The 17,477-nt window shown below is 60.2% G+C and carries 14 protein-coding genes and 1 pseudogene; 8 read left to right on the top strand and 7 right to left on the bottom strand.

Annotated elements, in window-relative coordinates; all coding sequences use genetic code 11:
- Positions 1 to 493: IS3 family transposase (locus AB5Y97_RS09950; protein ID WP_368157764.1), on the top strand; the 493-nt coding region annotated here is incomplete at its 5' end.
- A 7-nt stretch (positions 494 to 500) separates the two neighbouring features.
- Here AB5Y97_RS09950 and AB5Y97_RS09955 read toward each other — a convergent pair.
- The 6 genes and pseudogenes from AB5Y97_RS09955 to AB5Y97_RS09980 form a co-directional block, all read right to left on the bottom strand.
- Positions 501 to 749 (bottom strand): annotated as a pseudogene (locus AB5Y97_RS09955) (GGDEF-domain containing protein); the annotation flags it as partial.
- A gap of 1 nt (position 750) precedes the next feature.
- Positions 751 to 1,233 (bottom strand): molybdopterin-binding oxidoreductase, encoded by a 483-nt coding sequence (locus AB5Y97_RS09960; RefSeq protein ID WP_274160406.1) that lies wholly within the window; start codon positions 1,231 to 1,233, stop codon positions 751 to 753.
- Between the two features lie 332 nt (positions 1,234 to 1,565).
- Positions 1,566 to 3,467: a DEAD/DEAH box helicase gene (locus AB5Y97_RS09965; RefSeq protein ID WP_005337260.1), complete on the bottom strand. Its 1,902-nt coding sequence runs from the start codon at positions 3,465 to 3,467 to the stop codon at positions 1,566 to 1,568.
- A 180-nt stretch (positions 3,468 to 3,647) separates the two neighbouring features.
- Positions 3,648 to 4,109, bottom strand: coding sequence for a hotdog fold thioesterase (locus AB5Y97_RS09970; RefSeq protein WP_368157766.1), 462 nt, complete (start codon positions 4,107 to 4,109; stop codon positions 3,648 to 3,650).
- 168 nt (positions 4,110 to 4,277) lie between these two features.
- Positions 4,278 to 4,766 (bottom strand): hypothetical protein, encoded by a 489-nt coding sequence (locus tag AB5Y97_RS09975; RefSeq protein ID WP_368157768.1) that lies wholly within the window; start codon positions 4,764 to 4,766, stop codon positions 4,278 to 4,280.
- Complete coding sequence (locus tag AB5Y97_RS09980; protein ID WP_368157770.1) at positions 4,766 to 7,837, bottom strand: FAD-binding and (Fe-S)-binding domain-containing protein; 3,072 nt, start codon at positions 7,835 to 7,837, stop codon at positions 4,766 to 4,768. Before AB5Y97_RS09980 ends, AB5Y97_RS09975 begins: the two co-directional genes overlap by 1 nt.
- 167 nt (positions 7,838 to 8,004) lie before the next feature.
- On the opposite strand from AB5Y97_RS09980, the gene AB5Y97_RS09985 reads away from it, so the two are divergent.
- The 4 genes from AB5Y97_RS09985 to AB5Y97_RS10000 all read left to right on the top strand — a co-directional run bounded on the left by AB5Y97_RS09985 (position 8,005) and on the right by AB5Y97_RS10000 (position 13,218).
- The gene (locus AB5Y97_RS09985) at positions 8,005 to 8,931 is read left to right on the top strand and encodes a cation diffusion facilitator family transporter (RefSeq protein ID WP_368157772.1); all 927 of its coding nucleotides are present in this window, start codon (positions 8,005 to 8,007) and stop codon (positions 8,929 to 8,931) included.
- A gap of 299 nt (positions 8,932 to 9,230) precedes the next feature.
- On the top strand, positions 9,231 to 10,766 hold the full coding sequence (locus AB5Y97_RS09990) for a TerC family protein (RefSeq protein ID WP_368157774.1): 1,536 nt from the start codon (positions 9,231 to 9,233) through the stop codon (positions 10,764 to 10,766).
- Between the two features lie 196 nt (positions 10,767 to 10,962).
- A complete protein-coding gene (locus AB5Y97_RS09995; RefSeq protein WP_247822582.1) occupies positions 10,963 to 12,084 on the top strand; it encodes an alkene reductase in 1,122 nt (373 codons plus the stop codon).
- 147 nt (positions 12,085 to 12,231) lie between these two features.
- Positions 12,232 to 13,218, top strand: coding sequence for a zinc-binding dehydrogenase (locus AB5Y97_RS10000; protein ID WP_368157776.1), 987 nt, complete (start codon positions 12,232 to 12,234; stop codon positions 13,216 to 13,218).
- 113 nt (positions 13,219 to 13,331) lie between these two features.
- Here the strand turns inward: AB5Y97_RS10000 and AB5Y97_RS10005 are convergent, their stop codons facing one another.
- Positions 13,332 to 14,396 carry an adenosine deaminase gene (locus tag AB5Y97_RS10005; protein WP_335844036.1) on the bottom strand — a complete coding sequence of 355 codons (1,065 nt, stop codon included), beginning with the start codon at positions 14,394 to 14,396 and terminating at the stop codon, positions 13,332 to 13,334.
- A 197-nt stretch (positions 14,397 to 14,593) separates the two neighbouring features.
- Here AB5Y97_RS10005 and AB5Y97_RS10010 point away from each other — a divergent pair, with 197 nt between their 5' ends.
- The 3 genes from AB5Y97_RS10010 (at position 14,594) to AB5Y97_RS10020 (ending at position 17,470) form a co-directional block, all read left to right on the top strand.
- Positions 14,594 to 15,343 carry an HAD-IIA family hydrolase gene (locus tag AB5Y97_RS10010; protein WP_005337281.1) on the top strand — a complete coding sequence of 250 codons (750 nt, stop codon included), beginning with the start codon at positions 14,594 to 14,596 and terminating at the stop codon, positions 15,341 to 15,343.
- Positions 15,344 to 15,397: 54 nt separating this feature from the next.
- Positions 15,398 to 16,972: a cation:proton antiporter family protein gene (locus tag AB5Y97_RS10015; RefSeq protein ID WP_005344770.1), complete on the top strand. Its 1,575-nt coding sequence runs from the start codon at positions 15,398 to 15,400 to the stop codon at positions 16,970 to 16,972.
- 129 nt (positions 16,973 to 17,101) lie between these two features.
- Positions 17,102 to 17,470: a cupin domain-containing protein gene (locus AB5Y97_RS10020; RefSeq protein WP_335844037.1), complete on the top strand. Its 369-nt coding sequence runs from the start codon at positions 17,102 to 17,104 to the stop codon at positions 17,468 to 17,470.
- Positions 17,471 to 17,477 lie beyond the last annotated feature (7 nt).

Here is a 17,477-nt window from a genome sequence, read left to right on the forward strand (position 1 = left end):
GGTGTGGTGTGGTGATATTACCTACGTCTGGGTCGGAGGTTGTTGGCATTACCTGGCCGCAGTGCTCGACCTTCATACCAGGCGGGTCGTGGGCTGGGCGATGTCTGACAAGCCTGATGCAGCACTGGCCATCAAAGCATTGGAGATGGCCTATCAGCAGCGGGGTTGCCCCTCTGGTGTGTTGTTTCACTCCGACCAGGGCAGCCAATATGGCAGTAGGGCATTTCGGCAACGACTGTGGCGCTATCGCATGACCCAGAGCATGAGTCTGCATGGCAACTGCTGGGATAACGCCCCGATGGAGCGATTGTTCAGAAGCCTGAAGTCAGAGTGGCTCCCGGCTATGGGATATATGAGCTTGCGGCAGGCAAAGCGGGATATCAGTTACTACCTGATGGATTACTACAACTGGCGGCGTCCACATCAACACAATGACGGAATACCGCCAGCAAAAGCCGAGACTCGGCCTAACCAAGTGTCCGGATTTAGTTGACCACTACAAGGCGGTTCCAGGCAATATCAAAACGCTTGTTCATCTCTTTCTGACTGGTCGAACCGGTGCGATAGAGAGAGAGCGCCTCATCAAAGCCACGGATTTCCAGCTCCAGCTGCGCCAACGCCCAGGCGGAGAGCTGGGTATAGCGAGTCACAGCATTGAATGCACGGTCATAGTTCCAGACCGACCAGATGGCGACCCCCAAAAAGGCAGTCACCATCAGGATCAAGCTCAGAAACTTGCCGCGCAGCATCTTATTTGCTCTCAATCGCCGTCAGTTGCCACACCATCCGGCTGTGATAGAGCTCCTTGTCCAGCTCCGGATGATCAGAGAGGGGATAGATGATCCAGAGAGGCCCCTTGTTGCGCAGGGTCAACGCCTTGCCATCCTGCTTCTCGGCCAGCAATACCGCATATTTATCCCCACCTTCCAGCGGCACCGCCGCCCAGTAGTCATTGATGGCGACCGCCTTGACCTCCCCACTCTTGAGACCATACATCTTGACCAAGTCTCGCAGCAGCACGCCACGATAGGTGTGATCCCCCTCGGTCCACGGGGTCTGGGGCTTGACCTCTGTCTGAGGTAAGGCCTCAAACTCGGCCCGGGTCAACACGACCTCCCCTTTACCATTGCAACAGCCATCCCCCTTGATCTTGAGGAAGGGATCATCAGCCAACACCATGCCAGAAACGAGACAGCCGGATAACAGCAGCATCCTGCCAAGCCATCCACCCATGATAGACCTCCGTATCGTACTGTTTGTTTTATTGGTTTCACTCTGCCCAGCGACATGGCAACGGCAGAGTCACAATGCAAAACAATGTTGCTGCAACCAGCTCACCACATCAGGCAACCAGCATCAGGCTGTACCCGAATGCCACCAAAAGCATGGCATCCAGGCTCCGAATGTCACAACTGCATCGGAAAATATTCATGTCCCTTTGGCTCTCGACCTAGGTTGTGGAACAGAAATATGACCCCACAAAGGCAAACTGACGGTACAGTCCCTATCGCAGATACAAAAAAAAGCCGCTCAATGAGCGGCCTTCTTCATAACGGGATCAGCAATCAGCTTTCGCGACGCTTGCCACCGAATTTGCGATCTTTGTTGAAGCCACCTTCACGGCGCTCCCCGCTCTTGTTGAACGGACGGTCACCCTGGGGACGGCGATCCTTGTTGAAAGGACGGTCGCCACGGAACGGACGATCACCACGGGGCGGACGGCTGCTGGTGTTGCCACCGGCCGGCACTTCGGTGTAGCGGGTGATTTGCAGCGGACGCTGGCAAACACGGGCTTTCTTGATCACTTCCAGTACATCGGCGGTCATGCCTTTCGGCAGATCGACGGTGGAGAAGTCATCAGCGATGTCGATGTTGCCGATGAAGCGGCTCTCGATGTTCGCTTCGTTGGCGATGGCGCCTACGATCTGGCCCGGCTTGACGCCGTGATGGGCACCCACGTCTACGCGATAGCGCTCCATCTCCACATCCGGGTTGTCTTTCAGCGGACGCGGTTCGAGGGACGGCATGCGACGGGCAGGACGATCGCCACGGTCACCGAAGTCACGACCACCACGGTCGTTGAAGTCACGGCGCTCGAAGCCACCACGATCGTTGCCAGCATTCAGCAGCGGATCTGGAATGGAGTCATCCAGCAGCAGCGGTTGGTCACCCTGTACCAGCTTGGCCAGTGCGGCAGCCAGCTCCAGCGGATCGGCAGAATCCTCTTCGATCAGCTCGTTTACCAGGTTGTGGTAGATCTCGAGCTCTTCACCCATCATGGTTTCGCGGATGCGCTCTTTGAACTTGGCCAGACGATGCTGGTTAATGTCCTCGGTGCTCGGCATCTTCATCGGCTCGATGGCCTGACGAGTTGCGTGCTCGATGGCGCGCAGCATGCGACGCTCGCGCGGAGCAACGAACAGGATGGCTTCGCCTTTACGACCGGCACGACCGGTACGGCCGATACGGTGAACGTAAGATTCGGTGTCGTACGGAATGTCGTAGTTCACTACGTGGGTGATGCGCTCAACGTCCAGACCACGGGCGACAACGTCGGTGGCGATCAGGATATCCAGCTGGCCTTGACGCAGTTTGTCGACGGTACGCTCACGCAGTTTCTGCGGGATGTCGCCGTGCAGCGCTTCACAGGCGTGACCACGGGCGGCCAGCTTGCCTGCCAGCTCTTCGGCAGCGTTCTTGGTACGTACGAACACCAGCAGGGCTTCGTAGGATTCCACTTCCAGCAGACGGGTCATGGCGTCCAGCTTGTGCAGACCGGTTACCTGCCAGTAGCGCTGGCGAATAGTGGTAGCGGTAGCAGTCTTGGAGGCGATCTTGATCTCTTTGGGCTGCTTCAGGTGCTTCTGGGCCACGCGACGGATCTGCTCCGGCATGGTGGCAGAGAACAGGGCAACCTGACGAGTGCTCGGGCACTGCTCCATGATCCAGTCAACGTCGTCGATGAAGCCCATACGCAGCATTTCATCAGCTTCGTCCAGTACCAGTGCTTTCAGGCCGGAGAGGTCCAGGTTCTTGCGACGGATCAGGTCCATCACGCGGCCCGGAGTACCGACGACAACCTGGGCACCGCGACGCAGGGCGCGAGTCTGGGTTTCGTAGGAGGCACCACCGTAGATCGGCAGTACGTGGAAATCAGGCATGTGGTGGGCGTAGCGTTGGCACGCTTCAGCCACTTGCAGCGCCAGTTCGCGGGTAGGCGCCAGCACCAGGATCTGGGTGTTGCGGTTACCAGCTTCCAGACGAGACAACAGAGGCAAGGCAAAAGCAGCGGTCTTCCCTGTACCGGTTTGCGCCTGCCCCAGCAGATCGTGTCCCGCCATCAGGTGGGGAATTGCTGCGGCCTGGATCGGTGACGGGCGCTCATAGCCCACGTCCTGCAGCGCTTTCAATACAGGCGCGGCCAGTCCAAGCTCACTAAAAAGGGGCAGTTGTTCGGTATCAGACATAGATTCTTCCAGATTAAGGCAGGCGGCTAACACCGCGGAATAGCAAAAAGGCGGCGATTATAGCGCCACTTTGTTCTGCTGTCTTGAAAAATGTGATAAGCCTCTCAAGACGTTGGCAATTATAGAGGGATCTGACGAGTATGGCTTGCTTATTTTGCACTCATAGTGCGTTATTGCAGATCACTCCTCGCTGGAGTCCTTGCCCCGCTTGTGTTTGAGCACCGCCATGGTCAGTCGGCTGGTGCCCAATAAACGCTCACGTTCGTCCCGAATTTCAATCTGCCACACCTGGGTTGTTGCTCCCAGATGGAGCGGTTGACAACGCCCGGTCACCACCCCTTCCCGCTTGGCTCGCAGATGGTTGGCATTCACCTCCAACCCCACACAGTAGCTATCTGGCCCGACCGCCATATTGGCGGCAATCGATCCCAAGGTTTCCGCCAGCACCACGGATGCGCCGCCATGCAGCATGCCCAGAGGCTGGTGAGTACGATGATCCACCGGCATGGTCGCTTCCAGCCAGTCTGGGCCAAAGGCAGTGTAGACAATGTCGAGATGAGCCATCAGGGTGTTGCGAGAGGTGGCGTTGAGCCCCTCCAGACTCATGGGTTTACGCCAGATGGGCGCAATATCGTGACTCATTGCGAGCAGACTCCTTATGTAAGCGATGAATGCGTACCGATATGGGTGAAACGCCCTCCGTCGGCAACATGGTTCGGTTATATGAGTTGTTGGTTACCGGGTAACTTGGTAACAACGCAGCCCCGACCCGGTGCTGCGTGTTACATAATCATGCCCTTAAGCGGGATGTCACCAGGGGTAGGTAACGCCGGGCCACTCGGACCAAGGCACATCTCGCCCCGGCAAGCGGGGGGCTGGCCACTGCCACACCCTGGCGAGCCACTCGCGCAGCTGAATCTCCAACTCCTCATCCGTGATGGGCGCCTCGGCCACCTTCCAGAAGAAGAGCTCCACCGCTACCTCTGGCAACACCGAGGGGTAGAGATAAACCCCGCCCCAAAATTGCGGCTCCCGATCCGGGCTCCAGAGGCCATAGGCGAACGAGCGCTTGGCCAGAAACTCCGACTGCTGCCACTCCAGATCCCCTTCGTGCTGGCTCAGACTGAAGTTGGCTGAGGGCCAGATATCGTTCGGGCGAAACAGCTGATGAAGCTGCTCGCACTCGCGCAACATGGCGACAAACTCCACCACAGCCTGAGCTGGGGTGGCGGGTAACAGCAAGAAACGTGGATGCCGATAGGCCTTCGGCACCCGAAACCGCTTGGGAAACGTCAGCATCAGAGCAGCTCCAGCAGGGCTTGCAATGGATGTTTGAGCTTTTCCCCCTCCATCCGCTTGACCTGACTGCGGCACGAATAGCCGGTCGCCAGACAGCGAGCTTTGGGCAGGCGGGCGAGCGGGTCGGCCCAGCTCAACCCATAAATCCCCTTGGAGTTCTCCACCTGTTTGACGTCGTGACCATAGGTACCCGCCATACCGCAGCAACCGACCGAGACCGGCTGTAAACTGGCCCCGAAGCGGCCAAACAGGGTACTCCAGTCGCCGTGGGTCGAGGGCTTGGCGGTCTTCTCGGTGCAGTGGGCAAAGAGATACCAGGGCTCGCTCCCCTCCTCGCTCTTTGCCTTGTTGGCACTAGCAGGCAGTTGATCTGCCGGCAGCGAGAGCAGCCACTCCTGCGGCAACAACACCTGAAAATCGCCACGAGCCGACCCCAGCGTTTTGGCATACTCGTCGCGATAACAGAGCACCATGGCCGGATCCACCCCCACCATGGGAATGCCAAGCGCCGCTACCTTATTGAGGAACTGGGCGCTGTTGGCAGCAGTGCGGGCAAAGGCACGCAGGAATCCCTTGATATGCTGGGGTTTACCGTTGGGTTTAAAGGGCAGCAAGTAGGGCTGGAAGCCGAGCTTGCTGGCGAGTTTCACCAGGTCGCGCACCACGGGGGCGTCGTAATAACTGGTGAAGGGGTCCTGCACTATCAGCACCACCTGCTTGCGCTGCTCGGCGCTCATCCGCTCCAGTCCCGGCAGGTCAAAATAGCGGGCACGGTTGTCGTGCAAGCTCTCGGCCAGGGTCGGCACCGAGAGCAGCGGCACATCGATCATGCCGATACTCTTCTCGGTCGCCTTCTGGGCCCACTCTTTTTCGAGGAAGAAGTTAACCAGCTTCGGCGCCTTGGCAAGCAGCGGTGCATAGCTCTCCACCGTGCCGACGAAGTAATCCTTGGGGGCGCGCAGGTAGCGGCCATGATAAAGCTGCATAAAGCGGGCGCGAAAATCGGGCACATCCACCTTGATCGGGCACTGGCTGGTGCACGCCTTGCAGGCCAGACAGCCAGCCATCGCCTCCATCACCTCGTGGGAGAAATCATACTCGCCGCGCTGTTTGGCCCAGGTGTTGCGCACCTTGTCCACCAGCTGTTTGAAGCGCACGCCACCGGATTGCAGCGCCACCTCTTCCGCCAGCGGATCGAAGCCCTGCTCCGCCAGCTGACGCAACCATTCACGCATCAGGCCCGCCCGCCCCTTGGGGGAGTGGCGGCGATCGCGGCTGATCTTGACCGAGGGGCACATGGGGGAGTCGGTCTCGAAGGTGAAGCAGAGGCCGTTGCCGTTGCAATCCATGGCGCGGGTGTAGCTGGTGCGCACGGCGAGCGGGATCTGGCGGTCATACTTGCCGCGCTTGGGGCCATCCACCGAGACCAGCTCGGCGCCGCTACCGTAGGGGATACAGATCTTGCCCGGGTTGATGCGGTTGGCCGGGTCGAACGCCCCCTTGACCCGCTGCAGCTCTTCCCACAGCTCGCCAAAGAAGGCGGGACTGTATTCGGAGCGAAAGCCCTTGCCATGTTCCCCCCACATCAAGCCGCCATATTTGGCGGTGAGCGCTACCACCTGATCGGAGATGCGCCGCAGCAGCACCTCCTGCTCGGGATCGCACAAATCCAGCGCCGGGCGCACGTGCAGCACACCGGCATCGACGTGGCCGAACATGCCGTAGTCGAGGCCGTGGGCATCCAGCAGGGCGCGAAACTCCATGATGAAATCTGCCAGTGACTCAGGCGGCACGGCGGTATCTTCGGTGAAGGCCACCGGCTTCTTGCGCCCTTCGGCGTTGCCCAGCAGCCCCACCGACTTCTTGCGCATGGTGTAGATGGTCTCGATGCTCGGCAAGTGGTCACACACCTGATAGCCGATGATCCCCGCCTCGCCCTTGGCCAGCAGCGCGTCGATACGGCGGCAGAGCTCTGCCACCTTGGCCTTGTGTTCTACCTCGTCGGTATCGGCAAACTCGACAATATTGAGTCCCTGCAGATCCTTGCCGGGCACATCCTGAATGAGTTCTTTGACCGAATGCCAGATGATGTCGGCGCGGGCCAGCCCGAGCACCCGGGAGTCCACCGTCTCCACCGAGAGGGCCTGCGCCTGCACCATAAAGGGGGCATTGCGCAGGGCGGAGGGGAAGCTGTCGTACTTGACGTTGACCAGGGTGCGGTAGCGCGGGATGGGGGTGATGTTGAGTTTGGCTTCGGTGATAAAGCCGAGAGACCCTTCAGATCCGCACAGCACCCGGCTCACATCCAGCGTGTCAGTATCGGGTTGATAGAGGTGCTTGAGATCGTAGCCGGTCAGAAAGCGGTTTAGCTTGGGGAAGGTCGCCTCGATGTCGGCGCGGCGCTCCTTGCCGATACGATAGAGGGTGCGATAGATCTCCCCTTCCCGATTCTCCAACGCCAGCTTGTCGGCCAGTCGCTCACCGGTCAGTGGCTCGGTCGCCATGATGTCGCCATTCTCCAGCACCGCTTTGAGCCCCAGCACGTGATCCGAGGTTTTGCCGTAGACCAGAGACCCCTGCCCCGAGGCGTCGGTGTTGATCATGCCCCCTAAGGTGGCGCGGTTGGAGGTGGAGAGATCCGGCGAGAAGAAGTAGCCATGGGGTTTCAAATAGGCGTTGAGCTGGTCTTTCACCACCCCGGCCTGGGCGCGCACCCACCCCTCCTCCAGATTAATTTCCATGATCTGGTTCATATAACGGGAGAGATCGACGATAATGCCGCCGCCCAATGACTGACCATTGGTGCCGGTACCGCCACCACGAGGGAAAAAGCTCAGGGAGGCGAACATCGGCTCTGCGGCCAGCTTGAGCATTGCTGCTATGTCGTCCGCACTGCGCGGATAGAGAACCGCCTGAGGTACTACCTGATAGACGCTGTTATCCGTCGCCATCGCCAACCGGCTTGCATAAGACTTTTCGATATCACCACGAAATGCGCTGCGCTCTAGCAACTCAAGAAACTGCAGGGTTGCGGGTGACAAACTGTCCTGGTAATCGAGTCTCGGGATCATGAATCCTTGTTCCCATCCTTTGCTTGATGCCGGCACGCCGGCGACAACGACTGGCCAGCCGCCTGTCAATGGCAGTCAGGCCAGTCCGCTCACATGTGAGCGGGCAGTATATCAGCTAGAAAACAGCTTGCGCTTGGCAATATTCACCATTTGAAAGGAGGACTTTTATGGCTCACCACAGCCATGTTATCAGTACGCTGGTCACCACCGAAAAACAGGCGCTTACCCTGTCGCTGTTCGGTTGTATCACCTTTGCCATCTTCGGCATCGGCTACGGCCTCTTCGTTGGTTCCAACGCCATCATGCTCGATGGTATCTTCACCCTGTTCAGCATGGGCATGACGGGCCTCGGTCTTGTTACCGCCTATCTCGTTACCCGCCCTTCCGATGCGCGCTTCCAGTACGGCTATGCCCACTTCGAGCCCATCACCAACGTCATCAATGGCACCATTATTCTGCTGCTCTGCCTTGGCGCTCTCTATAGCGGCATCACCACCCTGCTGGAGGGAGGACGAGAGATCGATCTCGGCCACGCCCTTATCTATGCCGCCGCCTCCACCTTCTTCTGCGCCATCATCTATCGCATCGAAGCCCAGGTCGCCGAGCTGGTAGACTCCGAGCTGGTGCGGGTCGACTCCAAGGAGTGGCTGGTGGATACCCTGCTCAGCGCCACCCTGCTTATCGGTTTCGTAGTCGCCATTGGCCTCGATGCCATCGGCTACGGCCAATACAACCGCTACATAGACCCGGTGCTGGTCTCGCTGCTGGCCCTCTGTGCCACCCTCATTCCCATCAAGGTGCTCGGCCGCAACCTGCGGGAAGTGTTGAAGATCGCCCCCAAGGGAGATGTGCCACGGCAGGTCGAGCAGGAGATCGAGGCGCTGCGCCAGCGCCACGGCATCGAGTGCTACAGCCATCTGGCCAAAAGCGGTCGCCGCTTCGATCTGGAATTGAACATTCTGGTGGCGCCGGGTCAGGAGTGGCCCGTCGAACGTCAGGATGCTCTGCGTCAGGAGCTCTGGTCTCGCCTCGGCGACACCCTGGGGGATGCCTGGCTGTCGGTCTGTTTCACCCGCGAAAAGCGCTGGTTGTAACGACCGCACGGGGGAGCGCGGCTCGGCCGCCTCCCCTGTCGCATCACAACCCCATCACGCCCCGCTGACGCTACGCTTGCCAAATTGGCGCCAGCCGTTATCATCAGGGCTCATTTTTCACCCGAGGTTTTATTGCCCATCATGGACAATCCCCGAAGTTGCCCTTCGTCTCTCTCTGTCAAAGCCTATCTTTTTCTGCTTAATCAGCGCCTCTGAATAACACCTTTGCCTTGCTGTTACTGCGGCCATCGTGCGCCGTGATCACTCTCTGCTCTGTCTGTTTTTATTGAGGTCATACAATGGAATTGCTGCTGGATCCCCACATCTGGATCGGTCTGTTTACCCTGATCATTCTGGAAATCGTGCTGGGGATCGACAACCTGGTCTTTATCGCCATTCTGGTGAAAAAACTGCCCCCCGCCCAGCGGGACAAGGCGCGCATTATCGGCCTGTCGCTGGCCCTGCTGATGCGACTAGGACTTCTGAGCGTCATGTCATGGCTGGTCACCCTGACCACCCCGATTTTGCACCTGTGGGATCACCCCTTCTCCGGTCGGGACCTGATCCTGATGGGGGGCGGCCTGTTCCTGCTGTTCAAGGCCACCTCCGAGCTGCATGAGCGGCTGGAAGCCAAACCCCAGGATGATGGCCCGGTCGGCGCCTACGCCAGCTTCGGCGTGGTGATCGCCCAAATTCTGGTGCTGGATGCGGTCTTCTCGCTCGACTCCATCATCACCGCCGTCGGCATGGTGGAACACCTGGGCGTGATGATGGCCGCCGTGACCATCGCCATGGTGGTGATGGTGCTTGCCTCCAAACCGCTGACCCGTTTCGTCAACGCCCACCCCACCGTGGTGGTGCTCTGTCTGAGCTTCCTGCTGATGATTGGCTTCAGCCTGGTGGCGGAAGGGTTCGGCTTCCACATTCCGAAGGGCTACCTTTACGCAGCCATCGGCTTCTCGGTTCTGATCGAGTTTTTCAACCAGCTGGCCCAGCGCAGCGCCATGCGTCACGAATCCAAACAGCCCCTGCGCGAGCGCACCACTGCCGCCATCTTCAAGCTGATGGGGAGCAAGGCCTATCAGGATCAGCCGGATGACGATCTGGATGCCCCGGCCGTAGCGCCGGTGAGCTTTGGCGAGGAGGAGCGCTATATGGTGACCGGCGTGCTGTCGCTGGCCGAGCGCTCCATTCGTACTATCATGACCCCGCGCTCGGAGATGGCCTGGATCGATATCAACGACTCCAGCGACGAGATCCGCGCCCTGCTGCAGCGCGAGCCCCACAGCCTGTTCCCCATCTGTGACGGGGATCTGGACGAGGTGATCGGAGTGGTCAAGGCGCGCGACCTGCTGTTTGCCTTGAACGAAGGGCAATCCTTAAGTGAACTGGCCAAGCAGAACGATCCCATTATCGTGCCGCAGACCATCAACGTGATCCGTCTGCTGGCGGAGCTGCGCAAAGCCAAGGGGAGCCTTATTCTGGTCTCCGACGAGTTTGGCGTGATCCAGGGGCTGGTCACCACCCACGATCTGCTGGAGGCCATCGTCGGCGAACTGCCGGACGAGGACGAAACCCCGGATATCGTGCGCGATGGCGAAGGGTGGCTGATCAACGGCAGCACCAACATCCACCATGTGGAGCAGGTGCTGGAGCACGAGGGGCTGGTGAGCGAGAGCGATGAATACGTGACCCTGGCGGGCATGCTGCTCTCCCACTTCGGCACCCTGCCCACCCCGGGCCAGCAGTTGCAACAGCAGCAACTCAACTTCGAGGTGATCGAGGTGAGCGAGCGGCGTATCGAGCGGGTGAAAGTGATGCCCGCCGCGGCTTGAGCCTGCCACCAGCAGAATACAGAAGAGGGCCATACGGCCCTCTTTTTAATGCTTCAACTTTATGCCTCAACGCCTCCTTTCCCAGCGGTTTGTGCCGATTGCTGCATCAAGCACAATTCTCTTGTGCAATTACCCCTCTTTTTCACAACAAGATGGCGGCATAAAGTGGCCTCACTTCCACCATGAGGAACTCAAGATGAGCCACGATCACCTGTTCTGCCCCCTGCGCCTTGGCCAGCTGCACCTTGCCAACCGCATCGTCATGCCCCCCATGACCCGCTCCCGTGCCAGTCAGCCCGGTGATGTGGCCAACGCCATGATGGCGAGCTACTACGCCCAGCGCGCCGAGGCGGGCCTGATCATCAGCGAAGGCACCCAAATCGACCCCATGGGCAAGGGCTATGCCTGGACGCCGGGCATCTACAGCGCCGAGCAGATCGCTGGCTGGAAACTGGTGACCGATGCCGTGCACGCCAAGGGGGGCACCATCTTCGCCCAGCTCTGGCACGTGGGCCGCGTCACCCATCCGGACAACATCGGCGGCGCCCAGCCCATCTCCGCTTCAGCCCTGCCGGCAGTGGGCGTCAAGGTGTTCGTCGATAACGGCAGCGATGCGCCGGGCTTTGTCGAGACAGTCACCCCGCGCGCCATGACTCAGACCGATATCCATGCGGTGGTGGGCCAGTTCCGTCAGGCAGCTCGCAACGCCATCAGCGCCGGTTTTGACGGTATCGAGCTGCACGCCGCCAACGGATACCTCATCAACCAGTTCCTCGACTCCGAATCCAACGCCCGCACCGACAATTACGGCGGATCGCTGGAAAACCGACTGCGCTTTCTCAAAGAGGTGACCGAGGCGGTCAGTAGCGAAATCGGGGCTGACCGGGTCGGGGTGCGTCTTGCGCCGCTCACCACCCTCAACGGCACCGTGGATGCCAATCCGCAGGAGACCTATCTGGCAGCTGCCCGCCTGCTGGGCCAGCTCAATGTCACCTACCTGCACATTGCCGAGGCGGACTGGGACGATGCCCCCCTGATGCCGGAGAACTTCAAGCAGGGTCTGCGCGATGCTTTCCCCAACACCCTGATCTATGCCGGCAAATATGATGGCGAGCGGGCTCGCGCCGCCCTAGAAGCGGGCTGGGCCGACATGATTGGCTTTGGCCGCCCCTTCGTCGCCAACCCGGATCTGCCGAACCGTCTGCGTCACGGCTATCCGCTGGCCCCCCACGATCCGGCCACCCTGTTTGGCGGCAGCGAGAAGGGGCTGACAGACTACCCCGTCTATCAGGTCGATGACGCAACCACCAGTCGCTGATTGCCGATGACCAACCGGCCACGTAACGCAGGCCCCACAGGTAGGGGCCTGCCGCATTGTTGCGCATTAGCAACAGTGATATGACTGACCGAATCACTGTTGCAATGATCTCGTTGTTCTCTCCCCTCGCTTTCACAAGGAGTCATCATGAATCACACCCAAGCCTGGTGCTGGCATGCCCCCGGTGAACCGACCCAGCTTACCCTCGCCGATCTGCCCCTGGCACCGCTCGCCCCTGACGAGGTACTGGTAGCCAATCGGGTTATCGCCTTCAATCCGGTGGACTGGAAGCTGATCGAATATGGCCACTCCAACTGGCAGAACGGTCAGGTGCCCGGCGTCGATGGCATGGGCACTATCGTGGCCCTCGGCGCCAACGTCAGCCATCTGCGCCTCGGTGCCCGGGTCGCCTATCACACCGACCTGCGCCACCACGGCAGCTTTGCCCGCCACACCCGGGTACCAGCCCGCGCCCTGCTGCCAGTGCCCGATGCCCTGAGCGATGAGGCGGCCGCCACCCTGCCCTGTCCCGGCCTCACCGCCTGGCAGGCGCTGGCCAAGCTGCCGCGCCTGCACGGGGAAGCGCTGCTCATCACAGGTGCCGGCAGCAGTGTCGGCCGTTTTGCGGTACAGCTCGCCCTCAAGCAAGGAGCGCGAGTCTTTGCCAGCGCCAGTCCACGTCATCATCCGTGGCTCAAGCAGATAGGTGTGCAGGGGGTGGCCGATTATAGAGATCCCGACTGGCTGGCCACCTTGCAGACTGCCAACGGCAACGAGCCGTTCGAGGGGATCATCGATCTGGTCTCCAGCCAACAGGCTGAGAGCCTGCTGCCCGCCCTTGGCTACTACGGTCACATGGTGACTGTGCTCGGGCGCATCCCGCACAATCCGCTGCCCGCCTTTAGCCATTGCCACTCATTGCACGAGATTGCACTGGGCGCCCAGCACGCCTTTGGCACCGACAAGCAGTGGAGCCGACTGGTCGCCGCCGGTGTCACCATGATGGCGCAGATGGCGAGCGGCGAGCTGACCCTGTCGCCGCTAGTGGTGGGCAATTTCGAGGCACTGCCTACCCTGCTCGAGCGCTTCAAGCGCGAAGGACAGGGTGAGAAGTTTCTGGTGCGAGTGGCGTAATGCCGCCCTCCTCCAGCAACCACACCAGCCATTGAAATAAGAGAGGCCCGCCAGTGATGACGGGCCTCTCTTTATATCTACTGCATCTTATCTCGACTTCATTGGCGCCTGACTCAATGCAGGATCACCCCGTGAGTCTCGGCATAACTGCGGATCTCCCGGGTCAGCCGCGCCTTTTCGGCCAAGCTCAGCCAGCTCGCCTCCACCGCATTGAGCGAGAGGCGGCAGAGCTGACTCATGGTCGCGCCAAGGCCATCGGCCAGCGCCGCAAAGTTGGCATTCATATAGCCGCCAAAGTAGGCGGGATCATCCGAGTTGATGGTGACGCAGAGCCCCTGCTCCAGCAGCCGCAACACATTGTGCTGGGCCATATTGCCGAACACCTTGAGCCGGGTGTTGGAAAGAGGGCAGACGGTGAGCGGCAGCCGGGTGTCGGCCAGATAACGGAGCAGCTCGGGATCGTCGGCCGAGCGCACCCCGTGATCGATACGGCATACCTGCAGCTCGTTGATCGCCTGCCAGATGTAGTCGGCAGGGCCCTCTTCACCTGCGTGGGCCACCACCGGCAGCCCCAGCTCGCGGCATTTGGCAAAGACCCGGGCAAACTTGGTCGGCGGATTGCCCTTCTCCCCCGAGTCAAGGCCGATGCCGTGAATGCGCGACAGGAAGGGCATAGCCTCTGCCAACGTAGCGAACGCTTCATCCTCGCTGAGGTGGCGCAAAAAGCTCATGATAAGCCGCCAGCTGATGCCAAACTCCTGCTCCCCGCGCTGCAGCGCCCGCTCGATACCGCCGAGCACGGTAGCAAAGGGGATACCGCGGGCGGTATGGGTCTGCGGGTCGAAGAAGATCTCTACATGCACCACCTTGTCGGCGGCGCAACGCTCAAGATAGGCCCAGGTGAGGTCGAAGAAGTCCTGCTCGGTCACCAGCACGCTGGCACCGCGATAGTAGAGGTCGAGAAAGGATTGCAGGCAGTCAAAGTCATAGGCGGCGCGCACGCTGGCCACATCGGGCCAGGGCAGTGGCACATTATTGCGGCGGCCCAGCTCAAACATCAGCTCGGGTTCGAGAGTGCCCTCAATGTGAAGGTGCAGCTCCAGTTTCGGCAGTCCGGCGATAAATTGCGCGGCGGTGAGGTGTTCGGGTGTGACTGGCTTGGGAATCGGGGTGTCCATAGCGACGGCTCCATCAGCAAAGTGATCCAGCGTCAGCCCCTCCACCAGACTGACCCGACGGCAGCTTTATTGTGCACCTAAGTGGCAAGACAGGGGAGACTTGTCATCAAACAGACTTATAATGGCGTCACAAAAATCATAAATGATTGAACATCTTAACGATTGGCGGCTCGCCTGCGCCCTGACAAGGAGTTTTCATGAAGAAGAACGTCATCTGCGATATCGACGGTGTCATCCTGCACAACAACGATCTCATCCCCGGTGCCGACCGTTTCGTCCATCGCCTGCTGGAGCAGGGCAGCAAGCTCTTGTTCCTCACCAACTATCCGGCCCAGACCCAGAAAGATCTGCAAAACCGCTTCCGCTCTGCCGGGATCGAAGTGCCGGAGGAGTGCTTCTACACCTCCGCCATGGGCACCGCCGACTTTCTCAAGCGTCAGGATGGCAAGAAGGCCTATGTGATCGGTGAAGGGGCACTGACCCACGAGCTCTACAAGGCCGGTTTCACCATCACCGACATAGACCCGGACTTCGTGGTGGTGGGGGAGACCCGCAACTACAACTGGACCATGATGCAACAGGGGGCCAAGTTCGTCGATCAGGGGGCCCGCTTTATCGCCACCAACCCCGATACCCACGGCCCCATGATGCACCCGGCCTGCGGCGCCCTGTGCGCCCCCATAGAGCGAATGACCGGCAAGAAGCCGTTCTATGTCGGCAAGCCAAGCGCCTGGATCATCCGTGCGGCGCTCAACCGGATGGAGGCCCACTCCGACGACACCATCATCATCGGCGACAACCTGCGCACCGACATTCTGGCGGGCTTTCAGGCCGGTCTCGAGACGGTGCTGGTGCTCTCCGGGGTGAGCAAGGTCGCCGATATCGACCGCATGCCGTTTCGGCCGAACCATATTTTCGACTCCGTGGTCGACATCGATATCGTCTAATCACCACCCAAGCGTTAAACAGGGCAGGTCTCTCCTGCCCTTGCAGGATCTGTTATGGAACCCATTCTGATCGCCGTGGCTTTTGGTTGCGGCATGGTAGTCAATCTGATTGGCCTGCCCCCCCTGCTCGGCTTTCTGGCCGCCGGTTTTATCCTCAACGGCATGGGATATGAAAATACCCCTGCCCTGAGCGAGGTGGCCGATCTCGGCGTCACCCTGCTGCTGTTCACCATCGGTCTCAAGCTCAATATCAAAACCCTGATGCGGCGCGATGTGTGGGGCACCACCAGCCTGCACCTGCTGCTCTCCACCCTGCTCTTTACCGTGGTACTGCTGGTCTGCAAGGGACTGGGGCTTGAACTTGCCCTCTCGCTGGACTGGAAACTGGCGCTGCTGCTGGGTTTCGCCCTCTCCTTCTCCAGCACCGTCTTTGCGGTCAAGGTATTGGAAGATCGCAGCGACATGAACGCCCTCTACGCCCGCATCGCCATCGGGGTGCTGGTGATGCAGGATGTGTTCGCCGTGGCCTTTCTGGCCTTCTCCAGCGGCAAGTGGCCCAGTATCTGGGCGCTCTGGGTGCTGGGATTGCCGCTGCTGCGCCCGCTGCTGTTCAAGCTCTTGGAGCGGGCCGGTCATGGCGAGCTGCAGGTACTGTTCGGAGTCTTTCTGGCACTGGTGGTCGGGGCTGCCGGTTTTGAAGTGGTCGGCCTCAAGCCGGATCTGGGAGCGCTGATCATCGGCATGCTGCTGGCCTCTCATCCGGCTGCGGCAGGGCTTGCCAAGGCGCTCTTTAACCTCAAAGACCTCTTTCTGGTCTGCTTCTTTCTCACCATCGGCCTCAACGGCCTGCCGACCCACGACACTATGTTGCTGGCACTGGCGCTGGTGCTGGCCCTGCCGCTCAAAAGTGTCCTCTACTATCTGGTCTACAGCGGCGCTCACCTGAGGGTGCGTACCGCCCTGCTCTCGACCCTGGCGCTCACCAACTTCTCGGAGTTTGGCCTGATCGTCGCGGCCATTGCCGCCAAGGCGGGCTGGCTCTCCCACGAGTGGCTGGTGGCGGTCTCGCTGGCACTGGCGGCGAGCTTTATGATCTCCGCGCCCCTCAATGCCCAGAGCGAGCGCATTTATCACCGCATCGGCCACTGGCTGCGGGGATTACAGGCAAGCAACCTCCATCCGGAAGACAGACCCATCGAATTGGGCGATGCGGAGGTAATCATCCTCGGCATGGGGCGGATCGGTCAGGGGGCCTACTTCGAGCTGGAGAACAAGTACGGCAACGTCATCCTCGGGGTGGAGAACGACAGCGAGAAGCTGCCTACCCTGCGTGCCCAGGGGATGAACGTCATCGAGGGGGATGCCACCGATACCGACTTCTGGGACAAGGTGCTGCTCTCCAATCAGGTCAATCTGGTGCTGCTGGCGATGCCCCACCACTCGGGTAACCTCTACGCCATCGAGAAGCTGCGCAGCCACGGGTTCAACGGCAAGATCGCCGCCATCGTCCGCTTCGAGGATGATATCGCCTCCTTGCAAGAACAAGGGGTGGATGCGGTGTTCAACGTCTACAACGAAGCGGGCAGCGGCTTTGCCCGCCATGTGATCCGCCGCTTGCAGCCGCTTTGAGTCGTCGGCCAGCAGCCCTTGGCAAGGGAATGCGCATCGTTTAAGTTATGCATAACCTCGTTTAATAAAACGAACAAACGTGGGGCCGGGATGGCCCCGTTGTCATATCCCCATTGCCAGGGAGGCACCATGAAGACCCTCAACGACTGGATTTTGCTCGATTGCCACGAGGCGGCCCCTACCCCGCTGATGCCAGCCCCCGAGCGCATTAAAGCGGGCAACCCGGCGCAAACGGTGTGGAACCACTACTCCGATCCCAGCCAGCAGTTTCACATCGGCTTCTGGGCTTGCGAGCCGGGCCGCTGGGCCATCCACTACACCGAGCACGAGTATTGCCAGTTGCTAGAGGGGGATGTGGTGATCCACGACAGTGAGGGCGGCCAGCTGGCCCTCAAACCCGGCGATCAATTCGTGATTCCGGCAGGCTTTGTCGGCGAGTGGGAGACCCTCACCCCCTGTCGCAAGGTCTATGTGATCTTCGAACCCGCCTCGGCTTGACGTTCAC

The sequence above is a fragment of the Aeromonas sp. R10-2 genome (assembly GCF_040908445.1).
Classification (GTDB): domain Bacteria; phylum Pseudomonadota; class Gammaproteobacteria; order Enterobacterales; family Aeromonadaceae; genus Aeromonas; species Aeromonas veronii.